Raw genomic sequence first — 24,467 nt, forward strand, 5'->3', positions numbered from 1 at the left:
CGGCGGGGGGTGGGGGGCACGCGGGAACGCCTGCCCGGTCCACCCCCCGGTTCCGGCCTACTTCTCGGTGACTCCCGCCGAGTCGAACGTCGCCACCTCGTGCATCGCACGCGCCGTGCTCTGCACCAGCGGAAGCGCCAGCAGCGCGCCCGTTCCCTCCCCGAGGCGGAGGTCGAGGTCGACCAGGGGGCGCAGACCCAGCTTGTTGAGGGCGGCCACATGGCCCGGCTCGGCGCTGCGGTGGCCCGCGATGCACGCGGCCAGCACCTCGGGGGCGATCGCTCGGGCGACCAGCGCGGCGGCGCCGGCGCTGACCCCGTCAAGGATCACCGGCGTGCGCAGTGAGGCGCCGCCCAGCAGCAGGCCCACCATCGCCGCGTGCTCGAAGCCGCCGATCGCGGCCAGGACGCCGATGGGGTCGGCCGGGTCCGGCTGGTGGAGCTCGATCGCGCGGCGGACGACCTCCGTCTTGCGGGCCAGGGTCTCGTCGTTGATGCCGGTGCCACGGCCCGTCACCTCGGAGGGGTCCGTGTCCGTGAAGACCGAGATCAGCGCGGCGGACGCCGTGGTGTTGGCGATGCCCATCTCGCCCGTGAGCAGGGCCTTGTTGCCGGCCGCCACCAGGTCGCGGGCCGTCTCGATGCCGACCTCGATGGCCTGCTTGGCCTCCTCGCGGGTCATCGCGGGGCCGGTGGTCATGTCGGACGTGCCCGCGCGGACCTTGCGCGGCAGGAGGCCGGGGGTGGCGGGGAGGTCGGCGGCCACGCCGACATCCACGACACAGACCTCGGCGCCCACCTGGCCCGCGAAGGCGTTGCAGACCGCTCCCCCGCCGAGGAAGTTGGCCACCATCTGGGCGGTGACCTCCTGCGGCCACGGGGTGACGCCCTGGGCGTGCACGCCGTGGTCGCCGGCGAAGATGGCGACGGCCGCGGGCTCCGGGATGGGCGGCGGGCACTGGCGGGACAGGCCGGACAGCTGTGCGGAGATGATCTCCAGCATGCCGAGCGCGCCGGCCGGCTTCGTCATCCGCTTCTGCCGCTCCCAAGCCTCTCCGAGCGCCTTGGCGTCCAGCGGACGGATCTGCGAGACGGTCTCGCCGAGCAGGTCGTGCGGCTCCTCGCCGGGCAGGGCGCGACGGCCGTACGTCTCCTCGTGGACGACCCAGGACAGCGGGCGGCGCTTGGACCAGCCGGCCTGCATCAGCTCGGGCTCGTCCGGGAACTCGTCGACGTATCCCACGCAGAGGTAGGCGATGACCTCCAGGTGCTCGGGCAGGCCGAGGGCGCGGACCATCTCGCGCTCGTCGAAGAAGCTGACCCAGCCGACGCCGAGGCCCTCGGCGCGGGCGGCGAGCCACAGGTTCTCGACGGCGAGCGCGGCGGAGTACGGCGCCATCTGCGGCTGGGTGTGCCGGCCAAGGGTGTGGCGGCCGCCGCGGGTGGGGTCGGCGGTGACGACGATGTTCACGGGGGTGTCGAGGATGGCCTCGATCTTCAGTTCCTTGAACTGCTTCGCCCGGCCCTTGGGGAGGGACTTCGCGTAGGCGTCGCGCTGGCGCATGGCCAGTTCGTGCATGCTGTGCCGGGTCTCCGCCGAGCGGATGACCACGAAGTCCCAGGGCTGGGAGTGGCCCACGGAGGGCGCGGTGTGCGCGGCCTCCAGAACCCGGAGCAGCACCTCGTGCGGGATCGGGTCGCTGCGGAAGCCGTTGCGGATGTCCCGGCGCTCGCGCATCACCTTGAGGACGGCCTCGCGCTCGGCGTCGTCGTAGGCGGGCGCGGCCGGACCGGTGGACTGTCGTACGTCTTCCACTGCGGCCGTGCTTTCTTCCTGGTCGGCGGCCCGGCTGTCCAGGTCGTCCGCGTGCTGTGCAAGTTCGGGGTCGTGCTCCGTGTCCGGCGCGGCCGGTACGGAAGCGGGGTCGGCCGCACGGGGGGCGGGCACCGCGGCGACGCCGTGCTCCTCCACGGGGAGGACGATCGGCTGCGGCGGGGTCGGCGCCAGGTGCGGGGTGGTCGGCACCGAGCCCTCGACCGGGACGAACTGGCCCAGCGGCTGGCCGGGGTGGGGTTCCAGGGGGACGCCGGCCGGGAGGGGCGGGATGGCTTCGCCGTGGCCGTGCTCGGCGGGGGCCGCCACGTCCGCGGGCGGTTCCTCGGCGCCGGGCTCGGCGAACTGGGTGCCTGTTCCGGCGAGTTCGGCGGGCTGGGGGGCGGCGTCCGCGGGTGCGGTCGCGTCCTCGGATACGAGCGGGGTGTCCGCGGCCGGGGCGAGCGGCTGGGCCTCGGTCTGCGCAGCCGGGGCGACGAGTTGGGAGGCGGCGGCCGGGGTGAGGTGCGGCTCAGGAGCGGGGGACGCGGGGTCCTGGTCCGCTGCGTGGGTGGCCGGGGCGGCGGAGGGAGCGGCCGGGTCCACGGCGACGGCCACGTCCTGCGGTGCGTCCACGGTCCCGGGCTGCGCGACGAGGTTGTGGTGCGCGTCCGGGGCAGGCTGCGGCGCCTGCACGGGGTGCGGACCCGGGACGAGTTGGGGGCCCTGTTCCGGCTGCGGGCTCCGGGTGTGCTGAGTGTCCGGGGCGGGGGCGAGTCGCGGTTCCGCGACTGGCTCCTGCCCCGCAGGCGCGTGCTCGGCGTCCAGTTGCTGAGGGCTCGCCTCGGCGATGACCTCGGCGGAGGCATCGGCTACGGCCGCTGATTCTTGCGTGAGCTCGGCGGCCTGCGGGACGGGCACGCCTTCGGAACTCTCCGGCGCCGGAACGGATACGTCCACCGCCGGAGCCTGCGCGGTACCGGGTACCGCTGCCGTGCCGGAAGGCTGCGCGCCGTCGGGCACGGGGGCGCCCTGCGCCACCTCCGGGCCCTGCGGGGCGTCGGGAGCGTGCGCGGCCGCGGGAACCGGGGCGGTGTCCGGGATGGGCGTGCTGACGGAAGCCTCGCCCGCGTCGGGCACGGAGATGCTGTTGGCAACCTCTCCGGCCTCGGAGGGGACGGTCGCGGGAGCCTGGCCGGCCTCGGAAGCGGAGTCGGCCGCGGGGACCTGGCCGCCTGGTGTGGGTACGGCGTCCAGGACGGAGTCGGCCGCGGGAACCTGGCCGGTGTCTGCGTCGGCGGGGGTGGCCGGAGGGGGGCCGGCGTCTGCGCCGGCGACGGTCGCGGGCTCGGGCGCGGGTCCGCCAACTGAGTCGGCAGGGGTGGCCGGGGCGGCTCCGGCCCCTGCGTCGGGGGGAGTCGCCGGGGCGGCTCCGGCTACCGCTTCGGTGGCAGTCGCGGCGACGGGGCCGGCATCGGCACCGGCGGGGGTGCCGGCAAGGTTTCCGGCATCAGCGCCGACGGGTGACACCGGAGCGTGCCCGGCATCGGGTCCAACGGCGGTGACCTGGGCGGGTCCGGCATCTCCACCGGCGGACGGCACCAGAACCCGCCCGGCATCAGAACCAGCAGACGTGACCTGGACAGGGCCGGCATCACCACCAGCAGACGCTTCGGGAACCCGCCCGGCATCAGAACCAGCAGACGTGACCTGGACAGGCCCGGCATCACCACCAGCAGACGGCACGAGAACGTGCCCGGCGTCAGGTGAAGCACCGGTTGGCGAAACCTGGCCTGCGTCCGTGACGTGGGGCGCTCCGGGGCCGGCCTGCGCGGTCCCGTCGGCGAGGGAGGCCCCGTCGGCCGGCCCGGCCTCCCGGCCCGGCCCGGCGTGCCCAGCGTCCTGACTTGGCGCCGCCTGCCCGGCGTACCCGCCCTCCGGGCCCTGCGCCGCCTGCCCGGCGTACCCGCCCTCCGGGCCCTGCGCCGCCTGCCCGATGTACTCGCCCTCCCGGCCCTGCGCCGCCTGCCCGGCGTACCCGCCCTCCGGGCCCTGCGCCGCCTGCCCCGACTCCGCGAGCTGCGGGCCGTTCGCGGCAGCGTCCTCGGAGGTCATCGGGGCGTTCGCGGCGCCTGCCTGGCTCGCGAGCCGGGCCATGGCGGCCTGCGCCGCGCCCCCGGGCTCGGTGGTGGGCCCTTGCGCCGGAACAACCGTTTCCGCAGGGGGCGCCCCGAGCCCGACCGGGGCGCCCCACGGTGCCGCGCTCTGGGGATGTGTGTCCTCGCCCTGGAGATGCGTCTCCCGCGGTTGCGGAACGTCCAGGTACTCGGGGCCGCCGGTCGTCGGCGGGCCCGGCTGCCGTACCGGCGCGCCCGCGGGCCCCCGGTCGGCGAGGGAGCGGACGGGGCTGGCGGAGGCGTCGGGGATGGGCGGGCCCAGGTGCAGCGGGCGGCGCGGCGAGGGCGGAGGCGTGGGGGCCGGGGCCTGGTTGAGGAGGCGGACGCCGGCGAGGTCGACCGAGCCGCTGTCGCGGCCGGACATCTCGTGCGGGCCCGGCTCGTGCACGGTCTCGACGACCGGCTCCGGCGCGGGCGGGGCGACCTCGTTGCCCCACGCGCCCTGGGCGCCCGGCAGCAGCAACAGGTCTTCGTCCTCGGCGGTGGTCTCGGAGAGGTAGGTGTACGCGCCGTGCGCAGGGACGCCCGGCTGTTCCACCATGCCTGCGCTCTCCGGCAGTCCCTCGCCCGGGACCTGGCCGGTGTCGGTCATGCGTACCCCTCGCCCATCGGTTAGTGCTCCTACGACCAGCTCACCCGGAACGGCGCACCGACCGCCCCACAGTCAAGAACGAGCGTGCGTGCCCAGCGGCACGAACGGCCTGCCGACAAAGACGACAAAGCCATTAACTGGCATTGTCGCGGCCGTTGCTCCGTCACGACAGCTTGATCCGCGACGGTCCGCTGTGGACTGCGCCACGTTGCGCGTCCTCCGGTTCTGCCGTACCACGTCCACCCCAAAACAGGCGGGTTTTCCGGACATTGACCGGCGAACCGCCGGGCGTCCGAGTGCGGCACAACGGTCGGCCAGCCTACCGCGCGCGGTACGACAACAGGATCAAGGGGGCCGGGAATGGACTTATCGCGCTCGGTCCGGCAACAGGCCGCTGAGCAGGAACGCGACGCTCCGTTCCGTCTCCGTCCAGGCCCGCGTGTCGAGTTCGACGGACTGGAGGAGGGCACACTCGACCCGGTAACCGTGTTCCGTGAGGTCCCGGCCGACGAGTTCGGCCGCGTCGCGGGTCGCCGCGTGCGCGACGACCCGCTGCGGGCGCCGGTCGGCGACCGCGGAGACCACGGCCGCTCCCCCGCCCCCGACGCGTACGACGTCCGGCTCGGGGAGGTTCTCCAGGACGTGCGGGGCGCTGCCGTGCACAATCTGCAGCTGGACCCCGAAGCGCCGGGCCGCCGCGTCGGTGCGGGCGCAGGCCTCCAGGTTCCGGTCGACGGCGATGACTGCGGCCCCGGCGCGCGCGGCCTCGACGGCGAAGGCGCCGCTGCCGCAGCCGATGTCCCACACGAGGTCGCCGACGCGAGGACCGAGGCGGGCGAGTTGGGCCGCCCGGAGGAGATCCGTCTCGCCCTCGCCGAGCGCGCCGCCGTACGTCTCGGCGGGCAGCGCCCAGCCGCGCTGTCCGGCGGCAGGGTCGCGGCCGGCGATCCAGCCGCCGCCCTCTCCGGCCCCGGCCGGCGGGCCGGCCGGGCCGCCGATGACGATGACGACGTTCGGGTCACGCCAGCTGTGGTCGGCCGCCTTGTCGGAGGTCACGACGGTGACCTGCTCGCGTTCGGTGCCGAGTTCCTCGCAGATGACGAAGGTGCGGTGGACGCCCTCCAGGAGCAGGCCGAGTTCGGCGGGGCCGGCGCCCGGTGAGGTGAGAACGGCGACTTTGGTGTGGGCGCGGCACACATTCACCGCGCGTCGCAGGGTGCGCCGGTGTGCGACGACCACCTGTGCGTCGTCCCATGGCATGCCGGCCCGCGCGAAGGCGGCGGCCACGGAGGAGACGGCGGGGACGACTTCGACCTCCAGGCCGAATTCCGGTGCGCGCAGAGTCCGTACGACGCCGAAGAAGCCCGGGTCGCCGTCGGCGAACACGACGGCGGTGCCGCGGTGGGCGGCGATGCGCCGGGCGGCGAGGGCGACGCTGCCGAGGCGGATGCGCTCGGCTGCGGCCGGCACCTCGGGGAGCGCCAGGTGGTGGGCGGCACCGGCCACGAGGGTGGCGGCACCCAGGGCGGAGCGTGCCGCGGCGGTCAGCGGAGAGCCGTCCCAGCCGATCACCGTGACCCGGTCGGCCATCGTCGTCAGTCTCCAGGGGGTTCGCGCGGGTTTTGTCAGGGGTCGCCCGGGATGCCCTCGGGCTCCGTGAGGGTACCTGGTGGAGCCGGCCGGAGCGGCAACCCCCCGGGCCCCCCGGTGTCAGTTCCAGTCCGAGAACGACGTGAAACCGCCGGTGTCGGCCAGCTCCTCCCCCGCCCCGTCGAGGTCCTCGGGCAGCAGGCTCCACACGATGAAGTCGGTGCGGACGTCGGTCCACGTGCCGTCCTCCGTGCGGATGCGGACTATGCAGGCGTTGCGCAGGACACCCTCGCTGATACAGCCGATCTTCTGGGCGACCTGCTGGGATGCGGTGTTGTCGGCCGCCGTACGCAGCTCGATGCGCTCGAACTTCTGGTCGCCGAAGAGCCATTGGGCGGTGGCGAGGGCCGCCTCCGAGGCGTAGCCCTCGCCGCGCGCCCAGGGGGCGATCATGTACGACAGCTCGGTGGACCGGATGTGCCAGTTCGTCCTGCCGAGCTGGACGATGCCGACCAGGCGCTGGGTGAGGAACTCGGTGACCGCGAGGTCGAGGCCGCGGCCGGCAGTGCGTTGGGTGGGCGCGTACTCGGTGATCCAGGTGCGGGCCCCGTCCTCGGTGAAGGGCTGGGGGACGTCGGTCCAGGCCGCGACCTGTTCGTCGTTCATCATCTCGGCCAGCGCGGGCACGTCGTCCTCGTCGAGGGGCCGCAGCACCAACCGCTCCGTGTTGATGGAGATGTTGGGGAAGGTGCTAGTCATGCGCCGCTCCGTAACCTTCGGAAAACCTTCAGGACCTGCTGAACTGCCCAGCATGCAGCATGAGAGCACCTGACCGCACTGCGGGGTCCACTCCCTGTGAGGAAGTGGACCCCGTGCGTGGCGATACGCCGTATACGCGCGGTCAGCCGCGGGCTCGTCCTCAGAAGGACGGGATGACCGAGCCGTCGTACTTGTCCTCGATGAACTTCTTGACCTCGGCGGAGGTGAGGAGTTCGGCGAGCTTCTTCACACGCGGGTCGTCCTCGTTGCCGTCCTTGACCGCGAGGAAGTTGCCGTACGGGTTGTCCTTCGCGGACTCCAGGACGAGGGCGTTCTCGGCGGGCGAGAGGTCGGCCTCGATGGCGTAGTTGCCGTTGATGACCGCGGCGTCCACGTCGTCCAGGGAGCGCGGGGTCTGAGCCGCCTCCAGCTCCTTGAACGTGAGGTTCTTCGGGTTCTTCGCGATGTCGGCGGGGGTCGCGTCGTTGCCCACGCCGTCCTTGAGCGTGATGATCCCGTTGGCGTCTAGGAGATGGAGCGCACGCGCCTCGTTGACACTGTCGTTCGGGACGGCGACGGTCGCGCCGCTCTTGAGGGCGTCCGCGCTCTTGACCTTGTGGGAGTAGAGGCCGAGCGGCTCCAGATGAACCGTGACGACGGGCACGATGTGGGTGCCGTTCTTCTTGTTGAAGTCGTCGAGGTACGGCTGGTTCTGGAAGTAGTTGGCGTCCACCGAACCGTCTTCGGTCGCCGTGTTCGGCGTCACGTAGTCGGTGAACTCCTTGACCTCCAGGTCGAGGCCCGCCTTCTTCGCCAGGTTGTCCTTGACGTAGGTGAGGATGTCGGCGTGCGGGGTCGGGCTCGCGGCGACGACCAGCGGGCCGCTGGTGTCGGCGGAGCCGGAGTCCTTGTCCGAGCCGCAGGCGGTGAGCCCGAGGGTGAGGGCTCCGGCGGCGAGGACTGCGGTGGTGATCTTGGCGGTGTTACGCACGAAAAGTGCCTTTCCTTGGGTGGTGCGACCCCGCTGTCGGGTGTGCGGGGGGTTCTTGGGAGGGTGGGCGGCTCAGGCGGCCTTGCCGGCGTCCGGGGCCGCGGGCTCCTTGGCCTTCAGCAGGCGCAGCCTGGGCGCGGGGCCGGAGCGGCCGCTGCGGCGGTGCAGGGAACGGGCCGCCCAGTCGCCGGCGAACTGGATGGCGGAGATGACCACGGCGAGGATGGCCACGGTGATCCACATCAGCTCGGTCTCGAAGCGCTGGTATCCATAGCGGATGGCGATGTCGCCGAGGCCGCCGGCGCCGACCGTGCCGGCCATGGCCGAGTAGCCGATGAGCGCGACGATCGTGGTGGTGGTGCCGGCGATCAGCGAGGGCAGGGACTCGGGTACGAGCACCTTTCGGACGATGGTCCAGGTGTTGCCGCCCATCGACTGCACGGCCTCGACGAGTCCGCCGTCCACTTCGCGGACAGCCGTCTCGACCAGTCGCGCGAAGAACGGGACGGCGCCGATGGCGAGCGGCACGATGGCGGCCTCACGGCCGATCGTCGTACCGGTGATCCAGCGGGTGAAGGTCATCAGCGCGACCATCAGGATGATGAACGGCATCGAGCGGGCGATGTTCACGACCTGCCCGATGACTTTGCAGGCGACGACGTTCTGCAGCAGTCCGCCCCGGTCGGTGAGGACGAGGAGGACGCCGAGCGGGAGCCCGCCGGCGACGGCGATCAGCGTGGACCAGCCGACCATGTGGAACGTGTCCCGACACGCCTGGGACAGCAGCGGCTGCATCGTCGACCAATCGGTCCAGGTCACTTGGCACCTTCCCTCACCGGTACGGGCTCCTGGACGGCGTCGAGCACATCGATCTGCAGGCCCTGTTCGCGCAGGAAGCCGATCGGCACGACGTTGTCCTCGTAGCGGCCGGGCAGTTCGATGCGCATCCGGCCGACCTGCAGGCCGCCGACGGTGTCGATGGCGGCGCCGAGGATCGAGATGTCGATGTTGTACGTACGCGAGAGCCGCGAGATGACGGGCTGGGTGGCGGCCTCCCCTTGGAAGGTGACGTCGACGACGGTTCGGTCGTCGCCGGAGGCCTCGCCGCCCACCGGGAACAGGGCGGTCGCGAGCTCCGAGCCCGGGGTCGCGAGCAGCTCGCCGACCGTGCCGGACTCGACGATGCGGCCGTTCTCCATGAGGGCGGCCGAGTCGCAGACGCTCTTGACGACGTCCATCTCGTGGGTGATGAGCAGGACGGTCAGGCCCAGTTGCCGGTTCAGGTCGCGCAGCAGCTGGAGGATCGAGCGGGTGGTCTCGGGGTCGAGGGCGCTGGTGGCCTCGTCGGACAGCAGCACCTTGGGGTCGCCGGCGAGGGCGCGGGCGATGCCGACACGCTGCTTCTGCCCGCCGGAGAGTTGGGCGGGGTACGCCTTCGACTTGTCGGCCAGGCCGACGAGGTCGAGGAGTTCGAGCGCCTTGCGGGAGCGCTCCTTGCCCGACTTCCCGAGGATTTCGAGCGGCAGCTCGACGTTGTCCTGGACGGTCCGCGAGGACAGCAGGTTGAAGTGCTGGAAGACCATGCCGATCCGGCTGCGCGCCCGGCGGAGCTCCTTGCCGGCACGCTGTCCGCGTCCCGCGAGGGCGGTGAGGTCCTGGCCGGCGACGGTCACCGTCCCGGCGGTGGGCCGCTCCAGCAGGTTGACGCAGCGGATGAGCGAGGACTTGCCGGCGCCGGACTGGCCGATGACGCCGTACACCTCGCCTTCGCGGACGTGCAGATCGACGCCGTCGAGGGCGGTGACCTCCCGGCCGCGGGAGCGGTAGACCTTGGTGAGGCCCGATGTGGTGATCACGTGGGTTTCCGTCACTGTCGAGTGCGCGGGCGTGGGTGTGCCCGGGCACGGGTGCAGATCGTTCAGGGACGCGACACGGTTCTCGCTGAGGCGCTGAACCGGGGAGAACAGGTGCGCGATGGGGTCCCCACGCCGTTCAGGCAGGGGGAAGGCGTCCGTCACGTACGCCTACGGCGCACGGACATGCCGCGGCGGCTCGCTTCGGGGCGCGAGGCTCAGGGTGGTGCAGGGGCCCTCTAGAAGGCGCGCATTCGACACATACAACAAGCACCGGGCGTCATGGTCGCCTCGGTCGCAAGGGTGCGGCTGCTCGTCGTGGTCATGCGATCAGTAAAACAGACCTACGGTCCTTACCGGCCGCCGCTGTCCGCATGCTGGACAGCGGCGGACCCTCGTCAGCCGCGGACGGAGATCTCCAGTCGCCCGTCGGTGACCAGTGCGTACAGGGCCGACAGGTCCTTCACGACCAGGTCCGCGACCAGCTCGTGTGCCTCGTGGGTTGTGGCCAACGCCACGGTGGTCATTCCGGCCGCACGGCCGGCCTGGAGCCCTGCCGGGGCGTCCTCGAAGACGACGCAGCGGGCGGGGTCGACGCCCAGCTCCCGGGCGGCTAGCAGGTAGGGCTCGGGATCGGGCTTGCCGCGCCTCACGTCGTCGGCGGCGATCAGCGTCTTGGGCAGGATGCCGACCGCGTCGAGCCGGGCCTCGGCGAGCCGCCGGGTGGCAGAGGTGACGACGGCCCACCGGTCGGCGGGCAGCGGGTCGAGGAACTCCCTGGTGCCTGGCAGCAGGTGCACGCCACCGTCGGGTACGTCGTCCACCTCCAGCTTCTCGATCCGCGCGAGGGCCTCCGGCACCACGTGTGCGGGCAGCAGGTCGGCGGCTATCTCCACGGCCGGCCGCCCGTGCAGTTCGACGCGGGCGAACTCCTCGGCTGTGATCCCGTACTCCCCGGCCCACCGTGTCCAGCAGCGGTCCACGGACGCGAGGGAGGAGACGAGGGTGCCGTCGTTGTCGAACAGGAGGGCTTCAGCGCGGATCTTCATGCCCTCGACCCTACGGTCCGGGCCGGGGTCGGCGGCCTCGCGCCCTTTGGCCCGTAATAGGGTCGCGGCATGCTTGATGCCCTGACGCTCGTGACCGGCGTCGCCGCACTTCTGCTCGCCGTGTGGTGCGGCTGGGCCGCGTACCGTGACCAGCCGACGAAGGACTGGCACTTCATCGGGATGGCCGTGGTGTCGCTGCTGGCCGTGGTCCAGCTGGTGATCGGGATCGTGCAGCTGGCGCGGGGCGAGAAGCCGGAGCAGGGCACGACGATCTTCGTGGCGTATCTGCTGGGCGCGTTCGCGTGCGTGCCGGCGGCGGGGTTCATGTCGCTGGCGGAGCGCACACGGTGGGGCTCGGCGACGGTGGCCGCCGGCGGTGTGGTGCTGGCCGTCCTCGAGGTGCGGCTCTACGACATCTGGGGAGGCTGAGGTGACCGTGACGGAGGAGAAGCGTGCGAAGCCCGCGAGGACCCGGCTGATCGGCGGGCCGGGGATGCTGCTCGTGTGGCTGTACGGCGTGATGGTCGTCGGTGCGGTGTCACGGTCGGTCGTGCAGATCTCCACGGAGTTCGACCGGGCACCGCTTGCCTACTCACTGTCGGCTGTGGCGGGGCTCGTCTACGGGTTCATCACGTATTCGCTGGTGCGGGGCGGAGAGACGGCTCGCAAGGCGGCGTTGGTGTGCTGTGCGGCGGAGCTGGCGGGGGTGCTGACTGTCGGCACCTGGACGCTGGTGGAGCCGTCCGCCTTTCCCGACGCGACCGTGTGGTCGGACTTCGGGATGGGGTACGTCTTCATCCCGGTGCTGCTGCCCTTGTCTGCCATGTACTGGCTGCGGAGAGCACGTACGCGGTAGGGGGTACGGCCCGAGGTGCGTCGGCGGTGTGGCCGGCGGTCGTCGGCGGCTTGTCGCGCCCACGCGGTGGAGCCGCATGTCGACACGGCCGCGCGCCCCTTCACGTCGGCTGTCACGCCGTCGCAGCGTAGGTTCCCGCGGGCTTTTCGAGGACGATCATCGGAACGCCGTCGGCACCCTTGGACGTGCCCACCGTCTCGTAGCCCACGCGGCGGTACAGGCGCAGGTTGCCCTCGCTGCGGTGGCCCGTGTGGAGGCGGAACCTCGTGGCGCCGCGCTCCTCCGCCAGGGCCGATTCGGCGGCGCGCAGGAGGCGGGCGCCGATGCCATGGCCCTGGAGACGGGGGTGGACGCAGAGCTTGCCGATGGCTGCGGCACCGTCGTCGGTCACGCTGCCGCGGACCGAGCCGACCACCTCCTCGCCGAGCCGCGCCACGAAGACGCAGTCGCCGACGACCTCCTCGCGGACCGAGTCCAGGCTCTGGACGAGCGGGTCGATGCGGTAGTTGCCGTACAGCGCCGCCTCGCTCTGGAAGCACAGGTACTGCAGCCTGAAGATCTGCTCCGCGTCCTGCTCGGTCGCCGCAGAGATGGTCACGCTCATGCCCATGTGCGCACGCCTCCCGCTCACCTGATGACCTGTCGTCCCCACTCCTATCCCCGCGCTCCGCGGGTCGCAACCTCCGGTGCAAGCAATCGGCGAAGACATCCCAGACATCTGGAGCGTTCCGGGCCAAGACTGCCCTGTGAGATACCCAACTCCCCCGCGATTTCCCGGTATGTGAGGTCCTTCGGCGAGAGAAGGGCCTCCATCAGGCGCGGGCAGCGGCCGGGCAGCCGGCGCACGGCGTTGCGCAGGGCGCGGCCGCGGGCGGCGGCGAGGGCGGCCTGCTCCGGGTCGGGGTCGCCGTCGTCGGCAGGTTCGGTCTCGTACGGTCGTTCCAGGCGGACCGTACGGCGGGTGCGGCGCACCTCGGTGCGGACGGTCCTGCGCAGCCAGCCCTGCGGGTCGAGCGGCGGGCCGTCGGAGTCGAGACGCTCCAGGAGGCGGAGCCAGACGGCCTGTTCGAGGTCGCTCGGATCGGTTCCGGAGGCATACGCCTCGGCGGAGGCCTCTGCGGCGAGCAGCGGGCGCAGGGAGGCGACCAGGTCATGCGTCATACGCAGCACGACGCGGCCGCCCTGGCGAGGGTTGCCCGGACGGCCGCACTGTCACCCCGCCCAGGGAATGGGCGCTCAGCCGTTGACGAAGTCCGCGCGGGCCAGCAGGCCGGTGTCCGGGTTGTCGGTGAAGACGCCGTCGATGCCGGTGGCGAAGTACGTCGCGAAGGCGCCGAAGACGTCGCCGTAGGCATCCGCGTCCGTACCCATGCGGTGGTTCGCCGGCAGAAAGGGGTTCTCGTTGCGCATGGTGTACGGGTGCAGGACCAGGCCACGCTTGTGCGCGTCGGCGACCAGGGTGGTCGGCGTGGTGAGGTTGCCGTTGGCGTCCCTCGGAATGATCAGGTCGAGCGTCGGGCCGATGCCCTGGGCGTAGCCGGCGATCTCCCGCAGGCCCTTCGGGGTGATCAGGTCGGCGACCGTGCGCGGGTCGCCCGCCTCGACGAAGTCCCAGGGACGGCTGGTCGCGGTGGAGAGGAGGACGACGAGCGGGTTGTCGACGAGTTTGTTCAGGCGCTGGATGCTGCTCGGCTCGAAGGACTGCAGGATGACCGGCGAGTCCCGCTCGTCCTTGCCGTACTTGTGCAGCAGCTTGGCGACCCGCTCCTCCAGGCCCAGGCCCAGCTTGCGGAAGTAGGTGGGGTGCTTGGTCTCTACCTACCGTGGGAGGACACCTATTAGTATGAGAATCCTCCTGAACAGGAAGGTCACCGTTGAGCCCGTCGGCCAGACCACGACCGCGGTTGAAGGCAATCGTCTACATCCGCGTCAGCATGAAACGCGAAGAGATGTACTCGCCCGAGCAGCAGCTCTTCGCATGCGAGCAGTACGCCAAGCAGCACAACATCGAGATCGTTCCGAACGGTGTCGTCGATGACCTCGACCTGTCGGGCCGGAACTTCGCCAAGCGCAAGGTCTCTAAGATTATTGAGCGCGTTCGAGCTGGCGAAGCTCAGGTTGTCCTGGTGTGGAAGTGGTCCCGCTTCGGGCGCAACATCCTCCAGAGTCAGGTTAACCTCGCCGAATTGGAGAAGGCCGGCGGTCAGCTTCGCGCGGTGACCGAGGACTTCGACACGACCACCTCGGCCGGCAAGTTCTCCCGCGACCAGATGCTTCTCATCGCCGACTTCCAGTCGAACATGATCGGCGACGTCTGGAAGGACACGCACAACCGTCGCAAGCGGGATGGCAAGACGCACCACGGCCGGCAGCAGTTCGGCTACATGCGCTGCCCGAAATGCCAGCGGAGCCCTGAGAACAACCGCCAGTACCTGCCGTGCAAGGCATGCAATGGCATTCCCGTCCATGACCCCGTTCGCGGCCCGGCGCTCGTCGAGGTTTACAAGCGGTGGGTTGGGGGCGAGCCGATGCGGTCCATCGCAAAGGACATGTCCAGTCGCGGGATCACGTCGGTGAACGGCAAGCCGATGTCGGGCACCAAGTGGTACCAGACCATGGACACCGGCTTCGCGGCCGGCCTGATCCGCTTCCGGAACGATCCGAGTCACGGACCGACGAAGCAGACCGCCAGCAGCAAGCCCGACACCTTCTACGGATGGTACGAGGGTAAGCACAAGCCGCTCATAACCATGGACCTGTGGAAACAGTACAAACTGAAGCGCGGCCTGGGAGCCTCACAGGCGGCTCGCGAGTCGAGGGCGAAGTACGCCTACTCCTCGCTGGTGGTCTGCACGCGACTGGACCGCTCTGAGAAGGTCTGCGATAGCACGATGACGGCCGCGACCATCAACCGGAACCAGAAGGGCTTCCGCTGCTCTCGTGTCCACGAGGACGGCGGGTGCAAGGGCCTGAACGTGTCGATGCTGAAGCTCGACCGCGAGACGCGGAAGTGGCTCGTCGAGCACGCCACGGGCGAGGGCGCCGGCCGGGCCGCGATGCTCCAGGCTGCTGCCGCCGAGAAGGCCGTGGCGGACGTGAGGCAGATTCGCGAGGAGATCAACCGCATCCATGGGAAGCGGGACACGCTGCTGGAGATGCTGTCGGAGGCAGTGATCTCGAAGGAGGACTTCCGGAGGAAGAACGACCAGTTCCAGACTCAGATCGAGGTACTGGAAGGGCAGATCGCTCACCTGGAGGCGGAGAGCGCGGTTAACACCGTGCCGCCCCCGGAGTTCTTCTCCACTCTCCTGGACATCTGGGATCGCATGGAGGAGCACGAGAAGCGCGCTGCGCTGAAGACGGTGCTCCGGCGGATCGAGGTTCACATGACGGAGTGGAAGAAGCCGAACAAGCTCGTCTTCGTGCCGCGGTGGGCGGAGACGGGGCCTGGCCCTTCGGATCAGGCTGCCTTGCCCTCCGGCGCCGAGGTCGTGCCCTTGAGCGCGGCGAGCTGATCCTCTCGCCAGATTCGGTACGCGGCCGTCCCGACGACCTCCCAGAAGTCCTGCCAGCAGGCGGCCTGGGAGGTCTCGTCGTCCCCGTCGGGGACAGCCTGAAGGTGTCGCATGTGGTGGCTCGCTGTCTGTCGTGGGAGCCGCCGGCTGGGCATGCCGGCCACGGGCTGGGGTGGGCGCCCCAGCTTGTTGCTCATAGTCTCTGAACTTGTTGCTCAACTTATGCCACAAGTCTTACGTGGTCAACCGACAGGGCCCCGACCTTCTCGGTCGGGGCCCTGCGCATGCGTGCTAGACGATCTCCACGGTGCCGTCACCCTCGCAGATGACGCAGGCGTCCATCTCGGGCCAGCGCCCCTTGCAGTGCGGGCAGGGGCGCTCGGTCACACGACCGTCGTTGCTGGTGTCGTCCATGGCGGTCCAGTTACTCCTGTGGTTCATGCGGCTTCGTCCTCGATCACCTCGGCGTCCATGAAGCCGGTCTCGATGGCGGCTCGCTCGACGGTGATGGGGTGGGGCAGTGAGCGGGCCTGTTCGCCTTCGTCACGGCCGAAGAGCCGGCTGATGAGGCCGGTCTCGGCGGCGCCCTTCTGGGTGGCGGAGATCTTCACCGAGAAGCCGGTCTCCTCGGACTCCTCGACGGTCTTGGCGATCTTCATGTACCGGTCGATCTCACCTGAGAGCACCGGATTGATGATCCCGCCCTCCAGCTCCTCGGCGTATCGCAGGCCGAAGAGGCGTCCTGCCTGCATTTCCAAGATGGCGGCGTTGACGTCGGCGCGCTGGTCCTTAGTGCGGATTTCGACGGGGAGGCTGAAGGCGCAGGCGGATCCGGGCTGTGCGGCGGGGCAGCTACTGGAGAGGTAGCAACGGTCGCAAGTGCGGACGCCGGGGTCGACGGTCTTGAGGACGGGCCGGCCAACGGTGCCGTCTTCGGCGGTCTCCTGGACGACCGCGAGGCCGGGGAAGGGGATCTTCTCCCGCTGCTTCACGGTGGCTGGAGTTACTCCTGCGTGCCGCACCTCCTGGGGCAGTCGATCAACTGCCTCGGGGGTCGGATCCGCGTTTTCGCCTGTATGCGGATTCGCGGGAGCAGTTACTCCTCTGCCGCTGATGTGGTCGGTGAACTGCTGCCAGGACCACACGGACAGCCGGAGGACCTCGGTGGGGTCGTCGTTTATGACGGCCTCGGCGTCGAAGCCGGCGTCTGCGATGGCGTGCTTGTGCCGGGCGCGGGCCATGTCCTTGTACCGGCGCGGGTAGCGGTGCAGCTCTTTGCCGGCCCAGACGATGGTGTCGCCGAACTGGCTGGGTGAGATCCACGAGGTGGAGGCGGCGCCGTACCAGTGGCCGTGCTCCAGGGCCGCTGTCTTGGTCATGCCGAGACCGAAGAGCTTGGTGTCGGTCGTCTTGGCCAGGTGGGGCAGCAGGTGGGCGACGTCGAGGCGGTCGGTGCCGGCCTGGGTGATGCCGACGTTGGGCCACTCACCGCAGAGCTGCTCCAGCCCCTCGCGGCCGGTGTCCGGGTTCCAGACCACGATGGCCTTGTTCTTGAGTGGCTCCAGGTGCTCGCGCTGACCGCGGATCCACTCTTGGCCGAGCTGCTGGGCGTCGAACTCGACGAAGTAGTCCAGCCGGCTGAGGTTGTCGGCGATGAAGACGCTGTAGTAGTGCTCGGCGATGTCGCGTAGCTCTGCGTCGGTGATGTCGCTGTTGGGCTTGGAGTTGATCGAGTGGCAGCCGGAGTCGATGAGGATCTCCGGGGTGTCCCCGAACTTCTCGGCCAGGTCGTAGGGCTTGGTGAACTTGGTGCGCCTGCGCAGGCCCCAGTAGCTGAGGGCCACGGTGGTGTAGCCCTCCTGGGCGAGCAGGCTGCGGTAGGCCGGGATCTCGCACCCGGCCAGGTACAGCTTCACGAGGGGGTCTCCTACAGGGGGCCGGCGGTGCGCCGGGCGTCCTGGGCGTAGTGCTGGTTCTGGGTCTCGATCTCGGCGACGAGGTCGTCCCAGGCGCGTGGCTCGCCGCGGTAGTCGGGCTTCCACTGGGGGCGGCTGTAGCGGGGATGGGTGAAGCACACGGTCGTGTAGCCGGCGGCGAGGAGGTCGCTGGCCTGGGTGGGGTCGGCGACGACGACCAGGTCGACGTGGAGGTCGGGGCGGAGCTGCTGGATGCCGCCGAGGAGGCCGTAGCGGTCGCTGGCGTAGGGCTTGATCAGCCGGATGTGCCGAGTGAAGCCGTTGCGCTTGAGCCACTGCTCGGCGAGAGCCTTGGAGGAGTTGAAGGTGTCGGGGTCGTCGGCCAGGTGTACGACGTGGGTCTCGGCGAGGCCCTGGTAGAGCAGTAGGCCGGCGGGGATGACGGCGTCGCTGTCGGGGCGCTTGAGGACACCGTCGATGGCGATGACGACGTTCACCTGGACCGCCACAGGGCTGCGTTGCGCAGGGCGAACTGGGCGTTGCTGATGGGCTGGCCCCAGGCGTCGCTCTCGACCTGGTCGTGGGTGGCGACCTGGATGTCCTTGATGCTGCGGAGCATCTCGACGGCGCCGGATTCCTTGGCGGCCTGCCAGCGGTAGTTCGCGAAGTCACCGTAGCCGGAGCCGCCGGGGGCGAAGGCTGCGCGCCGACCGAGGTGGATGTCGTCGAAGAGCTGGGCGGCCTGGGCGACGATGGTCTTGAGCTGGGAGCCGAGGGTGACCCACTGGCCGCTGCCCTGCGGGGAGTGCTTCATCTCCTCGGAGGTGGCGTTGTAGGCCGTGATCAGGCGGTGGGCTTCGGTGGTGTCGCGGGCGGCTGCGTCCTTGAAGTCGTCCGAGTACAGGTCGCGTGGGTTTGCCGGCAGCTCGGGCGGGCGGACGGTCCATTCGTCCTTGGCCAGGGAGTAGGCCGCGTACGGGTTGATGTTCCGGATATCGCGGCTGTTCGGGTTGACGTAGTAGGTGACCTCATATACCCGGTCCCCGATTTGCGTGGTGGCGGTGTCGGGCCAGAGTTCAGCCTTGAGTTCCTCGTCGAAGAGGTCGGCGATTTCCTGGCTCGTCATTCCCGCGTAGTCGGGGTTGTACCAGCCGAATGCAGAGAAGTCGACGCCGATGAGTACGTCGAGGTCACCGTTTCCTCGGTCGGCGGCCCACTGGTAGCTGATGCCGGAGCCGGCGAGCCACACCTCGCTCCACTGACCTGGGGCGTTGTAGCGGGTTCCCCAGAAGGCATAGAGAGTGTCGAGGAGCCACTTGCGGACGTCGGGAATGATGCGGTCGCCGATGAAAAGGTTCGGGTCAAGGTGGTCAGCCGGGCTGGAGAAATAGCCGGAGGCGCCGACGGCTGCCTCCATGATGGGCTGAGCGTTTTCCCCGAGACGACGGTAGAAAGAGTTCGTCTCCATAGCCCAGACTCTACCGGCGATATGGAGAATTCAAAGGGGCTGCAAACCTGGCCCAGGAAAAGGCGAAGGCCCCCCTTTTTGATGGAGATTGGTGGTCTCCGGGGGGCCTTCCCTTGAGAGGAGAGAGCATCTCTCCGAGGAGGAAGCTCAACTCACGTACGAGCTTACATCAAGATCACAGCTTGAGGCTCTGGACGAGGGCGTTGGTGCGCTGCTGGTCGACCATGGCGGCGGTCATCTGCATCATCTGCTGGCCGGTGATGCTGGCGGTCTTGATGGCGATGGCGTCGTCGACCAGGACGTGGCCGGCTCGCTGGAAGTCGTCGAGGTTGGCCGGCCGGCGGGTGCGGATCGGGGCGTTGATGTCGGGCTCGGCGAGGACCTGGCCGTCCGGGGTGATGACGACGAGGAACGCGGTCTCGGCGAGCTTGCCCTGCTGCTCCTCGGTGATGCCGGCCTCCTCCCCCATCTTCTTGAGCTGCTCGCGCTGGTCGTCGGTCAGCTCCTCGACGGTGTCGGAGGCGGTCTTCGCGAGGGTGGACAGGTCAAGGGTCACAGTGGTGCTCCTGGTGGTGGTGTGGGTGGGTCAGGCGGCGCGGCGGGAGATGCGGCCGTGCGTGCTCTTCAGCTCGCGCTGCCAGGCCGGCATCTGCTCGCCGAAGACGTTGGTGACGCGGCCTTCGGTCATGCGGACGACGTAGCCGCCCTTGCGAAGGGCGAAGGGCTTGGTGATCGTGGCGAGGTAGTTGAGCTGCTCGCCGGCCTCCTGGGCGTCGAACCAGGCGGGGGTGACGAAGTCGCTGACAGCGACCTTGGTGCCGTGGATGACGATGTCGTAGCTGTCGCCCTGGACCGGGTCGCAGACCTCGTAGGCGACCTGGGCACCGCGGTCGTCGCTGGCCCAGAGCTGGACGCGGGGGTCGCCGAGGGTCTCCAGCACCTCGTGGGAGAGGCAGGCGGAGACCGAGACGGGACCGGTGAGGGCGGTGCCGCCGTTGTCGAGGATGACGCCGGCGAAGACCTTGCCGTAGACGACGCCCTTGTCCTCGGTGTGGTAGCCGAGGGCACCGTCCACGTCCGGGGCGTCGTAGACGGTGATGATCGCGGTGCCGCGGGCCGGTACAGGCTGCTTGGTGAAGGCGACGACCGGCGTCTTGATACCCCACAGCGGGGCGAAGTGGTCGCGGACCTGATGGGCGACGGCCTGGGTGGCGAGGTCGACGTCGTGGTCGGTGACGCGAGTGGAGGCGTTGACGACGAAGACCTTGGTGATGGTCTGGGGCATGGGCGGTCCTCAGCGGTGGTTCAGGGGCGGGGTCCGTGCCCGTCGTACGGCTTGGCGAGGCCGGCGATGACGAGCGCGTCGTTCAGGGAGTCGCTGGCGGAGGAAGCGGTGATGGTGCCGAGGTACCTGCCGTACTTCTCGCGGGCGTCGGAGTCCTTCGGGGTCTGCACCGTGGTGAGGGTGAAGGCCGGCCCATGGACCATGGCCCAACTGATGACGAACTGCCGGGCGTCGCGGCCAGGCTGGGTGTTCTTCTCGGCGGCGTTGATGCCGTAGAGGCGGATCCGCTGGTGGGTGGTGACCTCGAAGCCCAGGTCGATCTCCATGTCCACGGTGTCGCCGTCGACTATGTCGAGGATCTTGGCGCGGTACTGGTGCATCAGCCGGCCTTGTCGTAGGCGGCCCGGCGCACCGCGTTGGCGACCGGGCAGAAGTGGCAGAGGTAGATGTCCTTGGCGCTGCGGTACTTCGGCAGGCCGGCCGCCTTGCGCTCGGCTGCGGTGTCTGGGGTCAGCCGCTTCTTGTCGGTGCACCAGTCGGAGCAGGTGATGGACCTGTTGTGCTGCTGCCAGCACGTCATCGCGTCTTCCTGGAAGGTGTTCTTGCTGTCGTAGAACGCGGGGTCCAGGCCGGTGTGACCGGTCGAGTCGCGGATGCGCTTGATGATCTCCTCGCGGGTGGACGGGGAGTCCCAGTGGCGCTTCTCGACGCGGAGCATCGGGTGGGCGATGTGGGCGCTGCCGTCGGGGAAGCGGTGCCGCTTGACGAGGGTGTCGAGGAGGAAGTCCTGGCGGGGGTCGCCCTCGTAGTCGGGCAGCTCTTCCATGGACCCGCACGTCTTGCACAGCAGGAGCCGGATCTGTTCGGCCATGTAATGGTGTTCCTTGCTCAGTACCAGTGGTTTGCTTGCCAGAAGGCCCAGGCGCCGCAGGGGCTGCCGTACCGCGAGTTCATGTAGGAAAGGCCCCAGCGGACTTGCGTCACGCCGTTGGTTCGCCAGTCGGATCCTGCGGAGGCGTATTTCCCTGCGGGAAGCGCCTGGGCAATTCCGTAAGCCCCGGAAGTGGGGTTGGTGGCGTAGGGGTTCCATCCGCTCTCGCGGGTGAAGACGGCGTCGGCGCAGAAGAATTGCGTGGCGCTCAGCACGGACCTCGCGTACGCCTTGGGTGAGACGTAGGAGGGCCGGGCGGCGGCCGTCGCGGAGCGGGAGACTCGCGGGGTGGTGCGGGTGGCCTTGGGCCGTGGAGTCTTGCTGGCCTTGGGCTTTGGGACCTTCTTGGTCTTCTTGGGCTTCGGCGTCTTCTTGGCCGGCTGGCTGCGGGACGGCGACGGGGATGCCGTCGGCGTGGGAGCCGGGGCTGCTTCTGTGGCCTCGCGTCGTGCACTGGATGCGAGCGGCATGAGTGCCAAGACCAGCAATGCCGATATGCACGACAATGGCCTGCGAGTCACACGGGAGTCCTCACCTCGGGGGCATTCCCGTCCGACGTTCCTCGCAGGCCATTCAGACGCTTCGTGAATAGTAACACGAAGGCCCCGAGAAACAGTTCCTCGGGGCTTCGCGGTGAATTGGCTGTCAGCCGTAGGCCAGGGTGAAAAGAAGTGCCCAGCCCTTGGGGCCGATGGCGGGGTCGTAGGTCTTCCCGGCGGAGTTGAGGCCGTGCTTGGCGTTGAAGCCGGCGACGCCCTTCTGGGTGACCGGACCGTAGTTGTCGGACAGCTCGACGTCCTTGCCCATCCAGCCGGTGGCCTTCAGCGCCTTCTGGAGCGACTTCGCCGACGGCGTGGATCGGTTGGGCGCCAGGCCCTTGGGGAAGGCCGGCGGGGTGTACTTCGGGGTCGGGGCTGGCGTCTTGCCGCCGCCCGAACCGGTCGAGGTGCCCGCGCTCTTGTAGGCCGGCCGGCCGAAGCCGAGGATGTCGGAGCGGTACCGGGTCCGCTCGTAGACGCCGTCTCCGTTGGACTGCGAGCCGGCCTTACCGGAGCTGGTGTTGCCGCCGATGGTGGCGACGGTGGCGCCGGGGGCGGAGTCGGCTCGGGCGATCTCGACGTGGTCGGCGACACCGTCGTCGTTCCAGTCGAAGAAGAGGATGTCGCCCTTCTTGATCGCCTCGGTCGCCTTGTGCCACTGGCCGCGGTTCTTGAACCAGTTGACGTGGCTCGGGCAGTAGGCGAACTCGCCGACGATGTCGGCGTTGCCGGAGGCGTAGCCGCAGTACGAGACGTACTCGTCGCACCAGGAGGCATAGGCGAAGGACTTGTCCTTGACGAGGGTGGCATACCACTCGCCGAACTGGGTGTGGTTGTTCGCGCCTTCCTTGTAGCCCAGCCACTTCTCGGCTTCGGCCAGTAGGGCGGCGGCGGTGCTTGCCATCGGAGTGCTCTCCCGAGGGTGAGTGCTCCGAGTGGTGGTGCCGTGTCAGTGCTGCGGGTGGTGATCCGGTGTCGTGTGTGCGGTCAGTAGCCCTGGACGGATTCCCGGCGGCCCTGGACGGGCGAGCAGCCGTGGAGGGCGTTCCAAGTGCGGTCCATCGAGTCGAGGTCGTTGGAGGTGTCGCCGCCCCAGTTGGGGTTGATCTGGCGGGAGCGGCCGTCGTCGAGACCGGAGTCGAGGTTGTGGTTGAGGCTTCGCTGGGTGGGCAGGCCCATCAGATCAGCGCCTTTCCGCCGAGCTTGACGGCCTTGCCGCCGAGCTTCGAGCTGCGGTCGCGGAACAGCGACGAGAGGCGGTCCTCTGCCGACGCGCCGGCCATGTTGCCGCTGTCGCCGACGGTGAACTTCACGTTGTCGCCCCGGCCGGCGCGGCGCCGGTCGAACAGCGACATGGGCTCGTTAGCCACGCGGTTCTCCCTTGCTTATGCCGAGCACGTCGTAGATGGTCGGCTGCTCGGTGCGGGTGTTTGGGGCTGGCCTGGGTGGGGTCCAGCAGGCGGGTGCCTGGCTGGCGAGGTAGGCGAGGACATCGCTGACCTGGCGCTCGGGGAGGCTGGCCCATGGGCTGGTGCGGTTGTAGACGCCGTCCTGGTTGAGCACGTCACTTCCAGGGGGATCGGAGGTTGCGCAGTGCGGCCAGGCGGTCGGCGTCGGTCTGTTGCATGGCCCCGGTTCCGACGAGGCGGGTGTCAGCCGGCTGGGTGCCGTGCTGGGTCCACTTCTTGCCGCGGGCCTGGTGCTCCAGCGCGGTCATCGGGTTGAAGTCGGCCGGCCACAGGTAGTCGCTGGGGTCCATGCGCTCGCCCTTGTGGACGCCCGTCGTGTAGTTCTTCTGAGCCGACCGCATGGGCCTGCTCTGGAGGGACTGGTCGCCGAGGCGTTCGCTGCGCCGGGTGTTGAGGGTGCCGAGGTAGCCGTCGGGGTACTCGGCGGTCGGCGTTCGGCCGGTGGCCATCATGCGGCGGGCGTCGAGGATGTTCCGGGCGCCGACCAGGTCGGTGCGTCCGCCGCCGCCGTAGGTGGGCGTGCCCGGCTGGGGGACGCCCATGGGTGCGACGTAACTTACGTTGCTCACTTCGCGTCCCCCGCGGGGTTAGTTGAAGACCGGTGGGGTCTGCTGCATGTAGCCGGAGGGGGCGGATCCGCCTTCGCCTCGGGACTCGCCGTGGCCGCCCGCGAAGTGGGACGCGAGGCCGGTGCCCGCGACGTTGGCGACACCGCTGGAGAGCCCACCGGCAGCACCTTCGGCGGCGGCGCCGCCAGCCGCGGCAGCCCCACCGGCAGCAGCCGCTTCACCAGCTCCTGCGGTAGCAGCAACGGCTCCGCCGGCTGCGGCTCCCTCGACGGCGGCTCCGCCCACGGCGGCTTCGAGCAGCGGTGCGGCAAGAAGGAACGCCATAGGTCACCGCCCGTCCGTGGTGAACTTTGACGGCAGCGTCTTGACGTTGCGGCCGGTGGCGGTGGCGGAGGCGGCGTTGGTGTACTCGCGGTACACCTTGACGCCCCGGCCGCCGAGCGCGTCGCGGTTGAGGACGTTCGTGCGGTGGTTGGCCGTGGCCGGCTCACCCGAGCCGCCCTTACTGTTGCCGGACTTGCTGACGAGCGTGCCGGCCTCGGGCTTGCGGACGACGAAACTGGTCGCAGCGGACGTCCCCATGGTGGGGAACTCTCCGCTGGACAGGACATTCTCAGACACTGTGCTCCTCGCGAGATGCCGTGTGACGCAGTCCGGGCAGAGTGCGAGTGAGCTACGTGTGGAACTGCCTCATCAGTTTATGGGCGATTCCGTGCCGGGTGTTATGCGGCCTCGTCGAATACGACGAAGGAAAGGCCGGACACTTCTCCCTCGGGGACGGTCGCGGTGAAGAACGCCGGACGCATGGCGAGGCGGTGACCTCGGGAACCGGCGTAGCCCTGGGCGATCGGCACGGACTTCACGGCCTGGTTGATGGCACCAGCGCCGATAGCTCGCAGCGTCACGTTCTTGCGGGCGTAGACGGCGTGAGCGACGGCGGCACCGAGGTCGGTGGCGCTGGTCGAACTCTTGACGAAAAACACGGCGTCGTCGGCGCCGGACTCCTTCTTGGTGTCCATATGAGGTTCTCCTTGAATTGATCTCCTTTCGGAGGCTAAGGGCATTTATCCGCATTGTGTTAATGCATGAAGAGCCC

Annotated in this window: 29 protein-coding genes and 1 pseudogene; 3 read left to right on the forward strand and 27 right to left on the reverse strand. The window is 69.7% G+C overall.

Annotation, left to right across the window (positions count from 1 at the left end; translation table 11 throughout):
- Window positions 1–57 precede the first annotated feature (57 nt).
- The 7 genes from cobT to ACZ562_RS10585 form a co-directional block, all read right to left on the reverse strand.
- Window positions 58–4,581, reverse strand: a complete 4,524-nt coding sequence (cobT, locus tag ACZ562_RS10555; RefSeq protein WP_471176066.1) for a nicotinate-nucleotide--dimethylbenzimidazole phosphoribosyltransferase — start codon at window positions 4,579–4,581, stop codon at window positions 58–60.
- Window positions 4,582–4,947: 366 nt separating this feature from the next.
- Entirely contained in the window at window positions 4,948–6,171 is a 1,224-nt protein-coding gene (gene cbiE / locus ACZ562_RS10560; protein ID WP_471176068.1) for a precorrin-6y C5,15-methyltransferase (decarboxylating) subunit CbiE, read from the reverse strand.
- A 120-nt stretch (window positions 6,172–6,291) separates the two neighbouring features.
- Window positions 6,292–6,930 (reverse strand): GNAT family N-acetyltransferase, encoded by a 639-nt coding sequence (locus tag ACZ562_RS10565; protein WP_471176069.1) that lies wholly within the window; start codon window positions 6,928–6,930, stop codon window positions 6,292–6,294.
- A 160-nt stretch (window positions 6,931–7,090) separates the two neighbouring features.
- On the reverse strand, window positions 7,091–7,921 hold the full coding sequence (locus tag ACZ562_RS10570; protein ID WP_471176071.1) for a MetQ/NlpA family ABC transporter substrate-binding protein: 831 nt from the start codon (window positions 7,919–7,921) through the stop codon (window positions 7,091–7,093).
- Between the two features lie 72 nt (window positions 7,922–7,993).
- Window positions 7,994–8,716, reverse strand: coding sequence for a methionine ABC transporter permease (locus ACZ562_RS10575; RefSeq protein WP_471176874.1), 723 nt, complete (start codon window positions 8,714–8,716; stop codon window positions 7,994–7,996).
- A gap of 20 nt (window positions 8,717–8,736) precedes the next feature.
- The gene (locus tag ACZ562_RS10580) at window positions 8,737–9,777 is read right to left on the reverse strand and encodes a methionine ABC transporter ATP-binding protein (RefSeq protein WP_471176073.1); all 1,041 of its coding nucleotides are present in this window, start codon (window positions 9,775–9,777) and stop codon (window positions 8,737–8,739) included.
- A gap of 395 nt (window positions 9,778–10,172) precedes the next feature.
- A complete protein-coding gene (locus ACZ562_RS10585) occupies window positions 10,173–10,823 on the reverse strand; it encodes an HAD family hydrolase (protein WP_471176075.1) in 651 nt (216 codons plus the stop codon).
- Between the two features lie 69 nt (window positions 10,824–10,892).
- Here ACZ562_RS10585 and ACZ562_RS10590 point away from each other — a divergent pair, with 69 nt between their 5' ends.
- Both ACZ562_RS10590 and ACZ562_RS10595 read left to right on the forward strand, forming a co-directional pair.
- Entirely contained in the window at window positions 10,893–11,252 is a 360-nt protein-coding gene (locus tag ACZ562_RS10590) for a hypothetical protein (protein ID WP_471176078.1), read from the forward strand.
- Between the two features lies 1 nt (window position 11,253).
- Entirely contained in the window at window positions 11,254–11,679 is a 426-nt protein-coding gene (locus ACZ562_RS10595) for a hypothetical protein (protein WP_471176081.1), read from the forward strand.
- A 112-nt stretch (window positions 11,680–11,791) separates the two neighbouring features.
- Here the strand turns inward: ACZ562_RS10595 and ACZ562_RS10600 are convergent, their stop codons facing one another.
- From ACZ562_RS10600 to ACZ562_RS10610, 3 genes and pseudogenes are all read right to left on the reverse strand, one after another.
- Entirely contained in the window at window positions 11,792–12,289 is a 498-nt protein-coding gene (locus ACZ562_RS10600) for a GNAT family N-acetyltransferase (RefSeq protein ID WP_471176085.1), read from the reverse strand.
- A 44-nt stretch (window positions 12,290–12,333) separates the two neighbouring features.
- Entirely contained in the window at window positions 12,334–12,840 is a 507-nt protein-coding gene (locus ACZ562_RS10605) for a sigma-70 family RNA polymerase sigma factor (RefSeq protein ID WP_471176088.1), read from the reverse strand.
- 75 nt (window positions 12,841–12,915) lie between these two features.
- Window positions 12,916–13,494 (reverse strand): annotated as a pseudogene (locus ACZ562_RS10610) (glycerophosphodiester phosphodiesterase family protein); the annotation flags it as partial.
- A gap of 89 nt (window positions 13,495–13,583) precedes the next feature.
- On the opposite strand from ACZ562_RS10610, the gene ACZ562_RS10615 reads away from it, so the two are divergent.
- A complete protein-coding gene (locus ACZ562_RS10615) occupies window positions 13,584–15,194 on the forward strand; it encodes a recombinase family protein (protein ID WP_471176877.1) in 1,611 nt (536 codons plus the stop codon).
- 291 nt (window positions 15,195–15,485) lie between these two features.
- On the opposite strand, the gene ACZ562_RS10620 is transcribed toward ACZ562_RS10615, so the two are convergent.
- From ACZ562_RS10620 to ACZ562_RS10700, 17 genes are all read right to left on the reverse strand, one after another.
- Window positions 15,486–15,635 carry a hypothetical protein gene (locus ACZ562_RS10620; protein ID WP_471176090.1) on the reverse strand — a complete coding sequence of 50 codons (150 nt, stop codon included), beginning with the start codon at window positions 15,633–15,635 and terminating at the stop codon, window positions 15,486–15,488.
- Entirely contained in the window at window positions 15,632–17,110 is a 1,479-nt protein-coding gene (locus ACZ562_RS10625; RefSeq protein ID WP_471176092.1) for a hypothetical protein, read from the reverse strand. The genes ACZ562_RS10620 and ACZ562_RS10625 overlap by 4 nt, the downstream gene beginning before the upstream one ends.
- Before the next feature lie 11 nt (window positions 17,111–17,121).
- Entirely contained in the window at window positions 17,122–17,619 is a 498-nt protein-coding gene (locus ACZ562_RS10630) for a hypothetical protein (RefSeq protein WP_471176095.1), read from the reverse strand.
- The gene (locus tag ACZ562_RS10635; protein ID WP_471176097.1) at window positions 17,604–18,578 is read right to left on the reverse strand and encodes a hypothetical protein; all 975 of its coding nucleotides are present in this window, start codon (window positions 18,576–18,578) and stop codon (window positions 17,604–17,606) included. The genes ACZ562_RS10630 and ACZ562_RS10635 overlap by 16 nt, the downstream gene beginning before the upstream one ends.
- A gap of 175 nt (window positions 18,579–18,753) precedes the next feature.
- On the reverse strand, window positions 18,754–19,134 hold the full coding sequence (locus ACZ562_RS10640) for a hypothetical protein (RefSeq protein WP_471176099.1): 381 nt from the start codon (window positions 19,132–19,134) through the stop codon (window positions 18,754–18,756).
- 30 nt (window positions 19,135–19,164) lie between these two features.
- A complete protein-coding gene (locus ACZ562_RS10645; protein WP_471176102.1) occupies window positions 19,165–19,863 on the reverse strand; it encodes a hypothetical protein in 699 nt (232 codons plus the stop codon).
- A 20-nt stretch (window positions 19,864–19,883) separates the two neighbouring features.
- Window positions 19,884–20,243, reverse strand: a complete 360-nt coding sequence (locus ACZ562_RS10650; protein WP_471176105.1) for a thermonuclease family protein — start codon at window positions 20,241–20,243, stop codon at window positions 19,884–19,886.
- Window positions 20,243–20,734, reverse strand: coding sequence for a hypothetical protein (locus ACZ562_RS10655; RefSeq protein WP_471176108.1), 492 nt, complete (start codon window positions 20,732–20,734; stop codon window positions 20,243–20,245). Before ACZ562_RS10655 ends, ACZ562_RS10650 begins: the two co-directional genes overlap by 1 nt.
- A 17-nt stretch (window positions 20,735–20,751) precedes the next feature.
- Complete coding sequence (locus ACZ562_RS10660) at window positions 20,752–21,264, reverse strand: aggregation-promoting factor C-terminal-like domain-containing protein (RefSeq protein WP_471176111.1); 513 nt, start codon at window positions 21,262–21,264, stop codon at window positions 20,752–20,754.
- A gap of 175 nt (window positions 21,265–21,439) precedes the next feature.
- Window positions 21,440–22,237, reverse strand: coding sequence for a CHAP domain-containing protein (locus tag ACZ562_RS10665; protein WP_471176114.1), 798 nt, complete (start codon window positions 22,235–22,237; stop codon window positions 21,440–21,442).
- Window positions 22,238–22,320: 83 nt separating this feature from the next.
- A complete protein-coding gene (locus tag ACZ562_RS10670; protein ID WP_471176117.1) occupies window positions 22,321–22,512 on the reverse strand; it encodes a hypothetical protein in 192 nt (63 codons plus the stop codon).
- Window positions 22,512–22,703, reverse strand: a complete 192-nt coding sequence (locus ACZ562_RS10675; protein ID WP_471176120.1) for a hypothetical protein — start codon at window positions 22,701–22,703, stop codon at window positions 22,512–22,514. The genes ACZ562_RS10670 and ACZ562_RS10675 overlap by 1 nt, the downstream gene beginning before the upstream one ends.
- A complete protein-coding gene (locus ACZ562_RS10680) occupies window positions 22,696–22,896 on the reverse strand; it encodes a hypothetical protein (RefSeq protein ID WP_471176122.1) in 201 nt (66 codons plus the stop codon). Before ACZ562_RS10680 ends, ACZ562_RS10675 begins: the two co-directional genes overlap by 8 nt.
- Before the next feature lies 1 nt (window position 22,897).
- Window positions 22,898–23,371 (reverse strand): hypothetical protein, encoded by a 474-nt coding sequence (locus ACZ562_RS10685; protein ID WP_471176125.1) that lies wholly within the window; start codon window positions 23,369–23,371, stop codon window positions 22,898–22,900.
- A gap of 18 nt (window positions 23,372–23,389) precedes the next feature.
- A complete protein-coding gene (locus tag ACZ562_RS10690) occupies window positions 23,390–23,695 on the reverse strand; it encodes a hypothetical protein (protein WP_471176128.1) in 306 nt (101 codons plus the stop codon).
- A 3-nt stretch (window positions 23,696–23,698) separates the two neighbouring features.
- On the reverse strand, window positions 23,699–23,992 hold the full coding sequence (locus tag ACZ562_RS10695) for a hypothetical protein (protein ID WP_471176130.1): 294 nt from the start codon (window positions 23,990–23,992) through the stop codon (window positions 23,699–23,701).
- Between the two features lie 101 nt (window positions 23,993–24,093).
- Window positions 24,094–24,390 carry a stage V sporulation protein S gene (locus ACZ562_RS10700; RefSeq protein ID WP_471176133.1) on the reverse strand — a complete coding sequence of 99 codons (297 nt, stop codon included), beginning with the start codon at window positions 24,388–24,390 and terminating at the stop codon, window positions 24,094–24,096.
- Between the last annotated feature and the right edge of the window lie 77 nt (window positions 24,391–24,467).

It is taken from the genome of Streptomyces sp. NPDC040410, from assembly GCF_055595715.1.